Source organism: Alkalihalophilus lindianensis, assembly GCF_032843265.1.
Lineage (GTDB): Bacteria > Bacillota > Bacilli > Bacillales > Bacillaceae_D > Alkalihalophilus > Alkalihalophilus lindianensis.
In genome coordinates, this window is the sequence record NZ_JAWJBA010000002.1 from 242639 (window position 1) to 256810 (window position 14172).

Annotated in this window: 13 protein-coding genes; 1 reads left to right on the forward strand and 12 read right to left on the reverse strand. The window is 43.0% G+C overall.

Translation table 11 applies throughout. The annotated features are described in order from the left end of the window. Window positions 1-45: 45 nt before the first annotated feature. The 5 genes from RYX56_RS07935 to RYX56_RS07955 form a co-directional block, all read right to left on the reverse strand. Window positions 46-759: a ComF family protein gene (locus tag RYX56_RS07935; protein WP_317121535.1), complete on the reverse strand. Its 714-nt coding sequence runs from the start codon at window positions 757-759 to the stop codon at window positions 46-48. A gap of 2 nt (window positions 760-761) precedes the next feature. After that, entirely contained in the window at window positions 762-2108 is a 1347-nt protein-coding gene (locus RYX56_RS07940) for an ATP-dependent helicase ComFA (protein ID WP_317121536.1), read from the reverse strand. 78 nt (window positions 2109-2186) lie between these two features. Then, entirely contained in the window at window positions 2187-3041 is an 855-nt protein-coding gene (locus RYX56_RS07945; protein ID WP_317121537.1) for a DegV family protein, read from the reverse strand. Between the two features lie 472 nt (window positions 3042-3513). Beyond that, window positions 3514-4215 carry a response regulator gene (locus RYX56_RS07950; RefSeq protein WP_317121538.1) on the reverse strand — a complete coding sequence of 234 codons (702 nt, stop codon included), beginning with the start codon at window positions 4213-4215 and terminating at the stop codon, window positions 3514-3516. Window positions 4216-4283: 68 nt separating this feature from the next. Then, on the reverse strand, window positions 4284-5408 hold the full coding sequence (locus tag RYX56_RS07955) for a sensor histidine kinase (protein ID WP_317121539.1): 1125 nt from the start codon (window positions 5406-5408) through the stop codon (window positions 4284-4286). A 255-nt stretch (window positions 5409-5663) separates the two neighbouring features. Between RYX56_RS07955 and RYX56_RS07960 the strand changes: the two genes are divergently transcribed. Further along, on the forward strand, window positions 5664-6296 hold the full coding sequence (locus tag RYX56_RS07960; RefSeq protein WP_317121540.1) for a YigZ family protein: 633 nt from the start codon (window positions 5664-5666) through the stop codon (window positions 6294-6296). Between the two features lie 495 nt (window positions 6297-6791). On the opposite strand, the gene pcp is transcribed toward RYX56_RS07960, so the two are convergent. The 7 genes from pcp to RYX56_RS07995 all read right to left on the reverse strand — a co-directional run bounded on the left by pcp (window position 6792) and on the right by RYX56_RS07995 (window position 13813). Further along, on the reverse strand, window positions 6792-7391 hold the full coding sequence (gene pcp, locus RYX56_RS07965) for a pyroglutamyl-peptidase I (RefSeq protein WP_317121541.1): 600 nt from the start codon (window positions 7389-7391) through the stop codon (window positions 6792-6794). Window positions 7392-7449: 58 nt separating this feature from the next. After that, window positions 7450-7902: an Lrp/AsnC family transcriptional regulator gene (locus RYX56_RS07970; RefSeq protein WP_317121542.1), complete on the reverse strand. Its 453-nt coding sequence runs from the start codon at window positions 7900-7902 to the stop codon at window positions 7450-7452. 98 nt (window positions 7903-8000) lie between these two features. Beyond that, window positions 8001-8939 (reverse strand): oligopeptide ABC transporter permease, encoded by a 939-nt coding sequence (opp4C, locus tag RYX56_RS07975; protein ID WP_317121543.1) that lies wholly within the window; start codon window positions 8937-8939, stop codon window positions 8001-8003. A gap of 14 nt (window positions 8940-8953) precedes the next feature. Further along, the gene (locus tag RYX56_RS07980) at window positions 8954-9901 is read right to left on the reverse strand and encodes an ABC transporter permease (protein WP_317121544.1); all 948 of its coding nucleotides are present in this window, start codon (window positions 9899-9901) and stop codon (window positions 8954-8956) included. 84 nt (window positions 9902-9985) lie between these two features. After that, window positions 9986-11659 carry a peptide-binding protein gene (locus RYX56_RS07985; RefSeq protein WP_317121545.1) on the reverse strand — a complete coding sequence of 558 codons (1674 nt, stop codon included), beginning with the start codon at window positions 11657-11659 and terminating at the stop codon, window positions 9986-9988. Window positions 11660-11808: 149 nt separating this feature from the next. After that, a complete protein-coding gene (locus tag RYX56_RS07990) occupies window positions 11809-12825 on the reverse strand; it encodes an ABC transporter ATP-binding protein (RefSeq protein ID WP_317121546.1) in 1017 nt (338 codons plus the stop codon). Further along, the gene (locus RYX56_RS07995) at window positions 12806-13813 is read right to left on the reverse strand and encodes an ABC transporter ATP-binding protein (protein ID WP_317121547.1); all 1008 of its coding nucleotides are present in this window, start codon (window positions 13811-13813) and stop codon (window positions 12806-12808) included. Before RYX56_RS07995 ends, RYX56_RS07990 begins: the two co-directional genes overlap by 20 nt. Window positions 13814-14172 lie beyond the last annotated feature (359 nt).

The following is a 14172-nucleotide window of genomic DNA, read 5'->3' on the forward strand; positions in this document are numbered from 1 at the left end:
CTCTCCTCTCTATTATATCCTACACAGCAAAGCTTGTCTGTTTGACTACCTACAAAGCGTGAGTGACTCAACATGTGTTGCACCGTGCTCAATCAAGGTCTGAGCCGCTTGCCTCACCGTTGTTCCTGTAGTATATACATCGTCAATCAAGACAATTTTTTGAAGAGCTCTAATGGAGTTTTGACCTATTTCGACAAAAAAAGGTGAATGCGTCACTTGCTGAATCCGAGCCGAACGATTCTTCTTGCTCTGCTGCTCACCTGTTGTGCGGCCAAGAGCGACAACTGGGGCGAGCCATTCTGAGGTCATTAGCTTAACTTGATTAAAGCCCCGCGCCTTGAGACGTTCCTCACTTAAAGGCATGAGCACAGGTGAGTATGCTTGGAAATGAGAATGATAGGCCTGCTTCATTTTCATTGAAAAATAACGACCAATCTCCGCATCACCTTGAAATTTGTATAAGGAAAGGCAATCTTTCATCCTCTCGTTGTAGGCGTAGACGGAGAGGTTTCGTTTCAGTAGCTGACTAGCTGTAGGGTGCTGTTGCCATCTCTCACAATCCAAACAAAGCTCACTATCTCTTTGTGATCTCCATTTTTGCTCAAGAACCCTCGCACAACTCATGCACTGCTGCTCCCCACTTAACAACTCGAATCCACTCTCACACCGCTCACAGACGAGTTCCCCTTCTTCTTGAAGAAAGATCCTCCTCCAAGTAGGCTTCACCATCATTTGTTCATGACAAAGTAAACACCTCATCCCTACACCTCCCGTTTGTTCATCCAGTTAATTTGACCACGTGCCCTAAGCATCGCGTCCGTTCGGCCATAATGAAAGAAGGTCACATCTCCAGTTGGGGCATCGGCACTTCTGCCGACCCGTCCAGCTATTTGCACAAGTGCTGCTTCCGTAAAGACATCATCCTCTGCTCCCAGCACCGCCACATCGACATGCGGGATTGTCACGCCGCGTTCGAGTATCGTTGTCGTTACCAACAAGGAATACTCATTATTGCGAAATGCATCTAGTTTATTGTGACGATCCGTGTCAGCTGCATGGACGGCTTCGTGCTTTATTGCTAAAGATTGGAGAATGGTTGAGCATTCGTGAAGAAGCTGAACAGAGGGGACAAACAGAAGGGTCGGTTTAGCGGTCAGTTGGCGGTCTGATAGCCATTTTAAGAGGACAGAAGGAAGCTTGTTCTTTTTGAGTCTGGCCCGCCAATTGCCACACCAATGGAAGTTCGGCACAGGAAGAGGAAAGCCGTGATACCGCCTTGGGATGTATATGGTCGTGAGATCTTTCTGCTTTTTCAAATTGGCGGTTGGCGTCGCAGTGAGGTAGATTAACGCAGAATGAGATTTTCTTGCTTGGGTGATCGCATATTGCAGGCTTTTATCGTAGCTAAACGGAAACGCATCCACTTCATCAATAATGACCACATCAAAGCTTTCATAAAAGCGCATCACTTGGTGAGTGGTCGCGATCACAAATGGCGCTTGGGTGTGATGGTCTTTGCTGCCGCCATACAGACTAGCGATAGTCACAGTCGGAAAAGCCTTGCGAAACCTCGGCGTCAACTCTTTTACCACATCGACGCGTGGTGTTGCCAGTAAGACTCGCTCTCCTCTTTCAAGTGCTGCCGAAATGCCTTCAAATAACATTTCTGTTTTCCCGGCCCCGCACACTGCCCAGAGAAGGATGGAACGTTTCTGCTGAATCGTGCTGATGACGGCTAGAGAAGCTTTTTGCTGAGCCGGTGAGAGTTTCCCCTCCCAATTTAGTGGGGATTCAAGTGTTGGGTAGGTGGTGTGGTTGGAGGTAGGGACTTGATATAGAGGCTTACATTCTTGCGTTTTCCCGAGTCCGATACAATGGCGGCAATAGAGGCAGTTCTTTTGACACGTCGCACAAAAGTGGCTAGCGAATAAGCTGCGGTCAGCGTTTCCACAACGGATACATAATGGGAGAGACTTTTTAAAGAGGATACTAGGAGATTTGTTGATGAGCCCTTTTTCGATGAGTGGATCGAGCTCAGCATCAGGGTATGGAATTTCTGTACGGAGAAGTCGTTTGCCGGAGAGGAAGGCGAGTAAGTCAGTGGACATGGGGATCACCTCGGGGAATTAGTTGATTTAAAAAAGCATGAAGCAACGAGTGGGGTGCTGCTTCATGCTAGACGTTTATTATTGCGAGACTTTGTACCAGCCAACACCTAAGCTACCTTCGCCTAAATGCGTTCCGATAACCGGTCCAAAATGACTGATGCCGACATTCACATTATCAAATTTCGATTGAATGTCATTGGCAATCGTTTCAGCTGATTGTAAGCGATTGGCATGAATCACGGTCACTTCATACGCCCCGCCTGTTGTTACATCTTCTTCTAATAGCTGACAAATACGGGCAACTGCTTTTTTCTCGGTCCGGACTTTTTCAAATGGGACAATGCTACCTTCTACAAAATGAAGAATCGGCTTGATCTTGAGTAGGTTCCCGACAACAAGCTGAGCTGCATTCATACGTCCTCCGCGGTGAAGATGTTGAAGGCTATCTACCATGAAGTACGCTTTTTGGCTTGTCTTAATTTCGTTTAAACGAGTAAGAATCGCCGCTGCATCTGCACCTTCTTTTGCCATTTTAGCAGCTTCTAGTACGTAGAAGCCTTGAGGTGAACAGCTAATCTCTGAATCAAAGCCTGCTACATTTATTCCTTCTACCATACTAGCGGCACTCATCGCCGATTGATATGTGCCACTAATCTTGCTTGATAGATGAATCGTGACAATCTCTTCATAGCCTTGTGCTTTTAACTTTTCAAATGTCTCAACAAAATGACCAATGGCTGGTTGTGACGTCGTTGGTAGTTTTTCAGTTTCTTTTAATAGTTTATAAAACTCGCTAGTGGTTAGATCCACTTCTTCTTGATAAGAATCTTCACCAATAACAACATTTAACGGTACCATTTCAATCGACAGCTCGTCCCGAACGTCCGGTGCGAGATAGGCGGTACTATCTGTTACGATCGCTACTTTATTCATATCTATAGATCCTCACTTTACTTTCCCACTTTGGGAAGATTCGTTTTTATTTTCTAGGCAGCAAGCTCATATCTCCTGACACCTGATCTGACGTATTCTCTCATCTATTAATGTACCTTTTAATGTAGGAACATTCAAGGGACTTGTTAGGAGGATTTAGAGGTTGGATGGGATTAGAGTGCGTGCGTAGTTGGCGATATGTGCGCTATTTTGACTTTATGTGCGAATGGCGTCGGTATATGTGCGGTATATTGTGTTTATGTGCGGGTGGGGACAACTTATGTGCGCTATTTGGGACTTTATGTGCGAGCAGGGTTGTTTTATGTGCGAGGCGGCTGTTTATGAGCGAAACGTGAGCTCCATATCCACCGTAACCGCACGACTGAGCGCTCAATCCATCTGCTTGTCGCTCCTCTCTCCAACCAAAAACAAGAGATACCCACTTACCCGGTACCTCTTGTCCACATTCGAATTAACGAACGATTACATATCCTTTTTTAATCGCTTCAACAACCGCTTGCGTACGGTCATTCACGCTCATCTTTTGTAGGATGTTACTTACGTGGTTTTTAACCGTTTTTTCACTGATATAAAGTGATTCACCGATTGCACGGTTACTTTGACCATCCGTCATTAATTGAAGAACCTCACACTCACGACGCGTTAAAATATGAAGTGGTTTGCGGTATTCGACTTCGCGGAATCCGATTGACTCTTCATACTTATCATCTTCTGTTGCTAGACGACGGTATTCTTTAATCAAGTTATGCGTTACTTTCGGGTGAATGTATGATCCACCTGAAGCTACAACTTTCACTGCTTCGATAAGTGCTCCAGCATCCATTTCCTTAAGCAGGTAACCTGATGCCCCTGTTTTCAGTACATGAGTAACATATGTTTCATCATCATGAATAGAAAGAATTAGAACTCTGACATTCGGATACGTTTTAACAAGCTCACGCGTTGCTTCAACACCGTTTACTTTCGGCATGTTAATATCCATTAAAATGACGTCTGGGCGATGTTCTTCAACAAGTCCCATTGCTTCTGAACCATCTTCTCCATCTGCCACAATTTCAAATCCTGGTTCCATTGCTAGAATTCTCTTTACGCCTTCACGAAATAATTGATGATCATCAATTAATACGATACTGATTTTCTTTTCCTCATTCATCGCTATCACCTCTCCGTTTACACGGTTATTATCCTTACCAATTTCTAAGTCGATTAATCAATTCATTGCTACGTCAAAGGTACTTCGATGGAGATAATTGTCCCGATATCCTTTTTCGACTGAATTGTCAGTTCACCTTTAAGCATGTTGACCCTCTCCCTCATACCCATGAGGCCAAAAGAGCCTTCTTTTAACTTTGTCGTATCAAACCCAACGCCATCATCTTTTATGATCATTATAACCTTTGTTGGCTTGATTTCAATTTTCACTTGTATTTCTGTAGGCTTGGCATGCTTATAGGCATTTTGTACCCCTTCTTGAATCAGTCGAAACAACGCGACTTCATATTCTTCTGGAATACGTTGATCTCGCCCAAAATGCTTGAACCTTACAGCTATACGATTATGTTCTTCAAAATTCGCTAAATACTTCGATAAAGTAGGCACTAAACCTAAATCATCAAGTGCCATCGGTCTCAAATCGTAAATAATCCTTCTTACTTCCGCAAGTGAACTTTTTACCATTTTTCTGAGGTCGCGAATCTCTTTTAGCGCTTCATCAATGCCTTGATCTTGATAAATTCGTTCTATTATCTCAGACCGAAGCAGAACATTCGCCATCATTTGAGCTGGTCCGTCATGAATTTCCCGGGAAAGCTTTTTCCGTTCTTCTTCTTGAGCTTCGATTATTTTCAGCCCAAACTTTTGCTTTTCCCTTGCATCTTCAATCACTTCACCAACTTGGCGCAAGTCACTAGATAAAAAGTTATATACAACCGCCATTTGACTGGCTAATTGTTCAGCACGCTCGATCGTTTCATTTAACTTAATCAGCCTTCGTTCGATATGGTCACGACGCTCTCGAAGCTTAATTTCTTCCTGTTGCAATACGGCTAGCTGTACTTGATAATCATTTGCTTGTTCATAGGCCGTTTTCACTTCTTCATGACTATAACGATCGAACGCTTTACTTACCTCTACTAAACGACTTCTTGAAAACTTGGCATGTAAATGGGTGCGATCTGTTTTTTCAATGACGCCAGCTACCTTCATTCGGACATCCTGTAATTCCTTTTGCAGAGTCTGATATTCTCGTCTTGATTGCTCACCAATCTCGAAAATTTGTTCTCTGCTTTGTCCGACTGTATCTAACGTTTGATCAATAATCTTATCTAACACATTTTTGTCAGTCAAGGCTCTCACCAACCTCCACCGCCTTTTTTGGGCGCTAACTGGTGCAGAAAATCAACCTTGTCCATTTGCTTCAAGATAAAGTTTCCGCTATCCTTATCTTACAACAATCAGACTATAAAAGCGTTACTTTTTCCTAGCGTCCTTTGTCTCATCTCTATTAACGTAGTGGATGACATAACTATAGTAACAAACCTTTATTACATACGCATAACGCTCATTTGTAAAACTATGAAAAAAAGAGGAGGAGTATAGGACATGTTACCAACCTATCAAACGGTAAAAGGGCGCGGAGATCATGAAATCATCATTCAAAAGTCTCGCTTCATATCCTACTTTTCACGTGCGACCACTGAAGAAGAAGCACAAGCCTTTATAGAAGAAATCAAAAAGAAACATCGCGACGCTAACCATAATTGCTCGGCTTACTTAATCGGGGAACAAGATAATATCCAAAAAGCCAATGATGACGGCGAACCGAGCGGCACAGCAGGCGTACCTATGCTTGAAGTATTAAAGAAACGCCAGCTAAAGGATACGGTTGTCGTTGTCACTCGTTACTTTGGTGGCATCAAATTAGGTGCGGGTGGCTTAATTCGGGCATACGGAGGAGCCGTAAGCGAGGGCTTAAATGCCGTAGGAGTCGTCGAACGGAAATTGATGCAAGTCATGCACGCCCACCTTGACTACCACTGGCTTGGAAAAGTTGAAAATGAGTTAAGACAATCAATCTATCAACTAAAACAAATTGAGTATCTTGATCAAGTAGATGTCCAAACTTATGTCGCCTCAGATGAGCTGGACGCATTTGAAGAATGGATGACCAATTTAACGAATGGCCAAGCGAAGATTGAGCGCGGCGAAGAAGTTTATTTGGAGACGGATTTATAACGAGGAAAGCCCCGCGCTGAATTTTGGTGGAGGGGCTTTTGTGGTGGGGGTGCGTAGAAGTGCGGGTTCGGGTTCGGTTCGCTCATAAAACGGTATTTCGCACATATCAGAGTGGGGTTCGCACATATCTTTCGTATGGCGCACATATATCACGGATTGTGCTCATATCAGTCCGAATGTCGCTCATATATCTATAGAATCGCTCATAACACGCCTGATTTCGCACATAAGCCTCATAACTAGAGCCCCGCTCACCGGCGGGGCTCCCTCGGGCGCGCTTTCGCTCATAAAACAGCAATACGCTTAAATATCAACGCGTTCGCTCATATTTTCCCTATCGCGCACATATATCTCAGATCGCGCTCATATCACGCCGAATGTCGCTCATATAACCGTAAAACCGCTCATAACACGCCTAATTTCGCACATAAGCCCTCCTGCAAATGCCCACATATGCCGCCTGCGCCCGTCCTCACCAGCATCCCTGCCAACCTCCTACATCGCCTCAATCATCAATCGCACAGCGCGTAGCATCTCGTCCTCGCTCATACTTGCGAGTCCTGGTTTGACAATAGCCATCTGGCTGCTTGCTGGTACGTGGACAAAGCCGGCTGGCACATTTAATTGATTTTCTTCTATATAGTGAAGCGTTTGATACATGATGTTGTTGCACACATACGTGCCTGCCGTATTCGAGATGGCAGCGGGGATGCCCGCCTCTCTTAGTATGTCAACATATTTGCGTATTGGTAGAGTGGAGAAATACGCTGCTGACCCGTCTTTGATAATCGGTTCATCCTGTTTCCTCACTCCGTCATTATCCGTGTCACCGTCACTACAGTTGATCGCCACTCGCTCGGGCGTGATGCGGTTACGTCCTGCAGCAAGCCCAAGCATCATTACTGCATCCGGCTGATGCTCCTTCATCTTCGCTACCACTACTTCCGCTGCTTCGCTAAATGTCACAGGTAACACAACGCTCTTCACGACATATTCGCCAATCATCTCGCTATCTAACGTGTCCGCTAGTAATCTCGTAGGGTTGTCAGCATGATCTAGAAACGGCTCGAATCCTGTTAGTAATAGTTTCTTCATTTTACATGTCTCCTCATAGGTAAAAGAGGCAGAAACCAATGTCTCTCCCTCCGAAATTTTATTTTGTAATATAGGAAAATGAATCTTTGTATTGCTTCAGTTCAATGTTGACATCAGCTGAAATAATGCCTTCTATTTTAGCTAATTCTTTGTTTACAAAATGAACGAGATCATCGTTATTTTTAAAGTAAGCTTGCATAATTAAGTCGTGTTGACCGGAGAATGCGCCTACAAACCGGACTTCCGAGAAGCGGTTCAGCTCTGTTGCTATGCTCTCTTGATAGCCAAGTTTCGTAGTTATCCCAATGATGACCTGAACGTTCAACCCGATTTTGTTTGGGTTCATATGAATGATGAATTCAAACACATTATCTTTTAGCATTCTGTTAATCCGCGTACGGACGGTTCCTTCACTTACATTTAGTGATTTTGCTATCTCAGTATAAGATTTCTTACCATCTTCCTGTAGGTAGCTAAGGATCGTGAAATCGATCTCATCAACCTTTGACATATCATCACTCATTTCTAAAAAAGTCTCTTCTACCGTCTTTCCATGAGTAACTTTGTTCAATAAAAGGACAGAGAATCAATCTCTGCCCTTTTTAATTTCTATTTTTCGATCACTCGTGGGTCAAGCGCATCACGCAAGCCATCACCAATGAAGTTAAAGCATAGTACGGTAATTAAAATCAATAGACCTGGGAATGTTGGGTACCACCAAGCGTTACGGAAGATCGTAATACTTTGTGAGTCCGTCAACATGTTGCCCCATGAGGCATTTGGCGGTTGAACACCTAGACCAAAGAAGCTCAGTGCTGATTCAGCTAGGATGAATCCACCTACTGCAAGAGTTGCTGCTACGATTACCGGACCAAGGGCGTTCGGTAAAATTTGCGAGAAGATAATACGTGTATTAGACATCCCGATCGTCCGAGAAGCAAGGACGAATTCACGCTTTTTCAGTGTTAAGAATTCTCCACGTACAACACGCGCTGTACCTGTCCAACTGAGCAGGGCAAATACTAGAATCAAAATGTTGATGCTCGGTTGTAAGATCGCAACAAGTGTAATCAGTAAGAAGATATTCGGGAAAGCAAGGATCACATCAACTAATCGCATTAAGAATGCATCAACGAGTCCACCGAAATATCCAGCAACGGCCCCGATCACAGAACCAATAGCCACGGCTCCAAGCATAGAAGCAAAGCCTACATATAAGGAAACTTGTCCACCATATAACATACGGCTAAATAAATCACGACCTAAATGGTCTGTACCAAGCCAGAAATCAGAACTTGGTGGCGCTAGACGATTACGTAAATCTTGAAAAGCTGGGTCATGCGGTGCGATGATCGGTGCTAATAAACAAGCACTTGTAATTATCGTGAGCATCACTAGACCAAACACAGCGAGTTTATTTTGAAAAAACTTAGCGATAATGATTGATAGGAGTGAGCGACGTTCTCCGATCAGTTGCTTGTCCTCAACCGGGGGTTTACTACCTTCAGGTATATTCGGTTGAAATACTTGTTGTGAATTTGTTTCCATGAAGTCTCCCCTCCTTAATACTCAATCCGCGGATCAAGTACTGCATAAAGAATATCCGCAATTAAGTTTCCAATGACTGTTAGTAGCGCGCCGAACATTGTGATTGCCATGATTACCGGATAATCACGTTGGAACGTAGCATCGATAAACAATTTACCAATACCAGGCCATCCAAAGACTGATTCAACGATCGCCGAACCACCGATCATCGTTGGAAGCATTAGACCAAACATCGTGATAACTGGGATTAACCCATTACGAAGACCATGCTTGTAAATAACACGGCGTTCTCTGAACCCTTTTGCACGTGCTGTACGAATATAGTCCTGGTTCACAACTTCTAACATACTTGAACGTGTATAACGTGTGAGTCCTGCCATATCAGCCGTTGCAAGAACAAATGCAGGTAAAATTAAATGTTTCAAGCGATCAAGAAGACTAAAGTCTGCACCAATTGTGGCAACCCCTCCAACCGGTGTCCATCCTAGTTGGACAGAGAAAATCATGATCAACATAATTCCGAGCCAAAAGTTCGGGGTGGCTAGTCCAATAAACGACCCAAAGGTCACTCCGTAATCGGTTAAAGAATACTGCCTAGTAGCTGAAATAACCCCAAATGGTATCGCTATTATGGCTGCTAAAAATAACGAGGACGCCATTAGTAGCAAGGTATTTGGAAGACGATCTAAAATCATTTCCGTTACAGGCATCTTACGTGAATAGGATACACCAAAGTCACCTTGTGCGACATTTCCTATCCAACGTACATATTGCACAGGAATCGGATCATTTAACCCTAGTCGTTCAATTTGAGCCTCTCGTACTTCTGCTGAAATTTCTGGATCAAGATTTAATATGGCAGGCTTACCTGGTGCTGCATACATGATTGCAAATGATATAATGGAGATTCCAATTAAAATTGGGATCATCATGATCAGTCGTCTAATGATGTAACTAGTCATAATTTCATTCCTCACAATCCCTCAAGGTAGTTTTATAGAGTAGGAAGGGGAGGGAAAATCCCCTTCCCCCGACTACTTGAAGGCTTATTCTGTTACGTACCACTCATTAACCTTGTAACTGTTTGTACGCGGATGATGAGTGAAGCCTTGTAAACGGTTGTTAAGAAGTATATGTTGTTCTGGATAGAATAGGAACGTGTATGGTTGCTCTTCAGCAACAACTTGGAAGATTTCAGAAATTGCTTCTGCACGCTCATCTTGATCAACAATTTTCTTGTTGGCATCAGACAATTCATCAACAAGCTCATTATTGTAAGAGATACTGTTTAAGCCAGCTTGGTTTTCACGCGAATGCCAAATTGCTGATGGATCTGGGTCAAGACCTAATGCCCATGCAAGGACTACTGCATCAAAATCACGGTTAGGAGGATTTGTTTGCTCTAAGAATGCACCCCACTCCATTTGACGAGCTTCAACTTCGATACCGATATCACCAAGCATTTGTTGAACAATTACACCAATGTCACGACGAACAACGTTACCATCATTAGAAAGGATCTCAAAAGAGAAACGCTCTCCATCTTTTTCTAAGATGCCATCAGCACCAGGCTCCCAACCAGCTTCAGCTAAAAGTTCTTTAGCACCCTCTGGATCAAAATCGAACTCAGGAGCTGAATCAGGATATGCCCAACTAAGTGGAGAAGCTGGTGCATGTGCCACTTCTGCACGACCTTCCATGATTTCATCAACAATCAATTGACGATCAATGGCCATTGTTAGTGCTTGACGTACTTTAGGGTCTTGGAATAACGGACGCTCATTGTTCCAACCAATGTAGTCATAACGTAATGCTAGAGTTGAAGAAATACGACCGTGGTCATATGTTTCTGCAGTTGCATACTCAGTTGCTGGAAGAATCATATGATCTGTTTCACCAGTTTCAAAAAGTAATAGCTCAGCATTTGTATCTGAAGCTACGCGGAAGGTTACTTTATCAAGATATGGACCTTCTGCAAAATAATCTTCATGAGCTACAAGCTCAATATATTGCCCATCAACATATTCAACAAATTCAAATGGACCTGCACCAATTGGAGCGTTACGGTTATATTCCATATGCTCTTCAAGATCAGCTACAGCTACATCTTCAAGAATATGCTTTGGAAGAATTCCATAAGTAGTACGTGTGTTAAATGTAGCATCTACATCAGAAAGGATAAACTTAACTGTATAGTCATCTACAACTTCAACACTCTCAAGGTACTCAAAATCACCAGCGCGAGGACCTGTGTAATCAGGGTTAATAAAAAGATCATATGTGAACTTTATATCTTCAGCAGTTAACTCTTCACCATCATGGAAAAGAACACCTTCATGAATAGTATACGTATGCTCTAACCCATCTTCTGAAACCTCAGGTAAATCTGTAGCTAGAGATGGCGTAAGATTCAATTCAGGATCTGCCTCAATAAGCTGTGCATGAATCATATCAGCAACATCACTACTAGCTGTATCTTGAATGAAAACCGGGTTAAATGTAACCGGCTCACCCGACGTACTTAAAACGATTTCTCCCCCTTGTTGTGGCTCACCTGTTGCAGCTTCTTCACCTTCAGCTTCTTCTTCACCTTCAGCTGGCTCTTCAACGTCTGGATCTTCTTCTGTTGATGCAGGCTCATCTGAACCGCCACAAGCAGCAAGAACAAGCATAAGCGCCATAACCATACCTAGAAGCACTAATAAACTTTTCTTTGTCATCGTGTTTCCCCCTAAACCTTTTTAAATTATTTTGTCTTGCAGTCTTGCAAACATCCTACTGCCCTATATTTAGCCTTAGTATGTAGGCAACACCTCCCTTAATAATGAAAATTCCGAAAATAATCCTAGAGAGGAGAACCTCCCCGAACTTATTTATACAAATGACAAGCAACGAAGTGATCTTTTTTCACTTCTTTATACTCAGGTGCCACTTGCTTACACTCATCCATCGCCATCGGACAACGTGTATGGAACACACATCCTGTTGGCGGGTTCGAAGGACTTGGTATTTCACCTGTTAAAATCACTCGCTCGCGTTTTACTTCTGTAGGATGCGAACGCGGTACAGCAGATAATAGAGCTTGTGTGTAAGGATGCAATGGATCTACATATAGATCCTTCTTCCCTGCAACCTCCATCATCTTTCCAAGGTACATAACCCCGATTCGATCAGAAATATGTTTAACGACCCCTAGATCATGGGCAATAAATAAGTAAGTTAATCCAAACTCTTCTTGTAAGTCTTTAAATAAGTTCAATACTTGTGACTGAACCGATACATCAAGTGCAGATACCGGCTCATCCCCAATGATTAGCTTCGGATTTAATGTAAGAGCTCTGGCAATCCCGATACGCTGACGTTGTCCACCTGAGAATTCATGCGGGTAACGATTGGCATAATCTGGGTTCAACCCAACCTTCTCCATCAGATCTTCCACGTATTCCTGTCTTGCTTTTCCTTTATACATCCCGTGAACACTTAGCGGTTCACTTAAGATCGTTTGCACGGTCTTACGTGGGTTTAAAGAAGAGAACGGATCTTGGAACACCATTTGGATGTCCTTGCGAAACGGATGCAACTCTCTCTCTTTCATAGTTGAAATATCTTTTCCGTCAAAAATGATCTGCCCGTCTGTTGGCTCATACAAGCGCATCAACGTACGACCTGTTGTCGACTTTCCGCAGCCTGATTCACCTACAAGACCGAATGTTTCTCCTTTTCGGACGAAGAAGCTAATATCATCAACAGCTTTCACTTGACCAACTGTTCGTTGAAACATCCCTTTTTTAATCGGGAAATGCTTTTTCAGACCATTGACTTCAAGTAAAATATCATTGTCCTTTGTTGCTCCAACGTCCTTACGATCAGTTAGTTGTGTGCTCATTGTTGTTTACTCCTTCCTCAAACAAGAAACATCTCACTTTACGTCCAGGTTCAACTTGAAGTAGCTCAGGCTGCTCATTAACGCAGCGCGCCATCGCATGCGGACATCGTGTGACAAAACGACAACCTGATGGGAAATTATCTGGTGTCGGAACATTTCCTGCAATCGATGTTAGACGGTCTTTTTCATCATCTACATGCGGTACGGACTCCATCAATCCATTTGTATAAGGATGTAGTGGCTTATCAAACAAAGGAACGACATTCGCTTCTTCTACAATTTGACCGGCATACATGACGACTACGCGATCAGCAAGTTCTGCTACAACGCCTAGGTCATGTGTGATTAAAATGATCGATGAGTTGAACTTCTCACTCAACCCGCGCATCAAATCAAGAATTTGTGCTTGTACGGTTACATCGAGTGCCGTTGTTGGCTCATCAGCGATCAATAGTTTCGGATCACAGCTCATTGCCATCGCAATCATGACACGCTGTCTCATCCCACCTGATAAGCGATGCGGATAGTCACGAAGAATTTCATCTACTCGAGAGAAACCAACTAACTCAAGCATTTCACGAGCTCTTTCGTGGGCTTGTTTCTTTGAGAGCTTCTTGTGGTAGATGAGCGTTTCCGTAATCTGATCTCCGATTGTAAATACCGGATTCAATGAGGTCATCGGCTCTTGGAAGATCATTCCGATATCATTTCCACGAACCTTATACATCTTGTCTTCCCCTTGTTTGAGAAGATCCTCACCGTTTAATAGGATTTCCCCACCAACCGTTTTACCACCAGGAGATGGCACAAGTCGCATAAGAGATAATGTTGTCATACTCTTACCTGAACCTGACTCTCCTACAATGGCTAATGTTTCCCCTTGTTTTACTTCAAAGGACACATCATCTACAACAGGAAGCTCTTTTCCTTTTTTAAAGAAATAGGTTTTTAGATTTTTAACCTCTAGCAATGGCTTGTTTTCCACCATGACATCTACACCTCTTTATCCATAGAAGACTTCTTTCCAATTATGAATTGACGAGAAAGAGAATGATTTTATTTCCCAGGTAAGCATTTGAAAATTCAGACTATTAACACCGAATGAATAGCCATTCAATCCACCGCAAATGTTAAACAATCGCCTCTATGCCAGTGTCTCAGTTGGGATTATCAAATTTTCTCATATTTTTCTGCAAATTTAGTAAATTGGACTAACGCCATTATATGTCAGGATCTTAAAGAATGCAATATTCAATCTTTTTAAAATAGTTTTTCTTTGTGATAAATTCTTACAATTTATTTAATCTAAATTTAATAAAACATTGTCCTTATGCGTTTTATCCGAGT

Excerpts from the sequence above, each read along its gene's own strand:
- RYX56_RS07950 (WP_317121538.1), bottom strand. The coding sequence starts at position 4,215 with ATGAATGAGGAAAAGAAAATCAGTATCGTATTAATTGATGATCATCAA.
- pcp (WP_317121541.1), bottom strand. The coding sequence starts at position 7,391 with ATGAAGAAACTATTACTAACAGGATTCGAGCCGTTTCTAGATCATGCT.
- RYX56_RS07945 (WP_317121537.1), bottom strand. The coding sequence starts at position 3,041 with ATGAATAAAGTAGCGATCGTAACAGATAGTACCGCCTATCTCGCACCG.
- RYX56_RS07980 (WP_317121544.1), bottom strand. The coding sequence starts at position 9,901 with ATGACTAGTTACATCATTAGACGACTGATCATGATGATCCCAATTTTA.
- RYX56_RS07995 (WP_317121547.1), bottom strand. The coding sequence starts at position 13,813 with ATGGTGGAAAACAAGCCATTGCTAGAGGTTAAAAATCTAAAAACCTAT.
- RYX56_RS07985 (WP_317121545.1), bottom strand. The coding sequence starts at position 11,659 with ATGACAAAGAAAAGTTTATTAGTGCTTCTAGGTATGGTTATGGCGCTT.
- RYX56_RS07970 (WP_317121542.1), bottom strand. The coding sequence starts at position 7,902 with ATGTCAAAGGTTGATGAGATCGATTTCACGATCCTTAGCTACCTACAG.
- RYX56_RS07940 (WP_317121536.1), bottom strand. The coding sequence starts at position 2,108 with ATGTCCACTGACTTACTCGCCTTCCTCTCCGGCAAACGACTTCTCCGT.
- RYX56_RS07960 (WP_317121540.1), top strand. The coding sequence starts at position 5,664 with ATGTTACCAACCTATCAAACGGTAAAAGGGCGCGGAGATCATGAAATC.
- opp4C (WP_317121543.1), bottom strand. The coding sequence starts at position 8,939 with ATGGAAACAAATTCACAACAAGTATTTCAACCGAATATACCTGAAGGT.
- RYX56_RS07990 (WP_317121546.1), bottom strand. The coding sequence starts at position 12,825 with ATGAGCACACAACTAACTGATCGTAAGGACGTTGGAGCAACAAAGGAC.
- RYX56_RS07935 (WP_317121535.1), bottom strand. The coding sequence starts at position 759 with ATGAGGTGTTTACTTTGTCATGAACAAATGATGGTGAAGCCTACTTGG.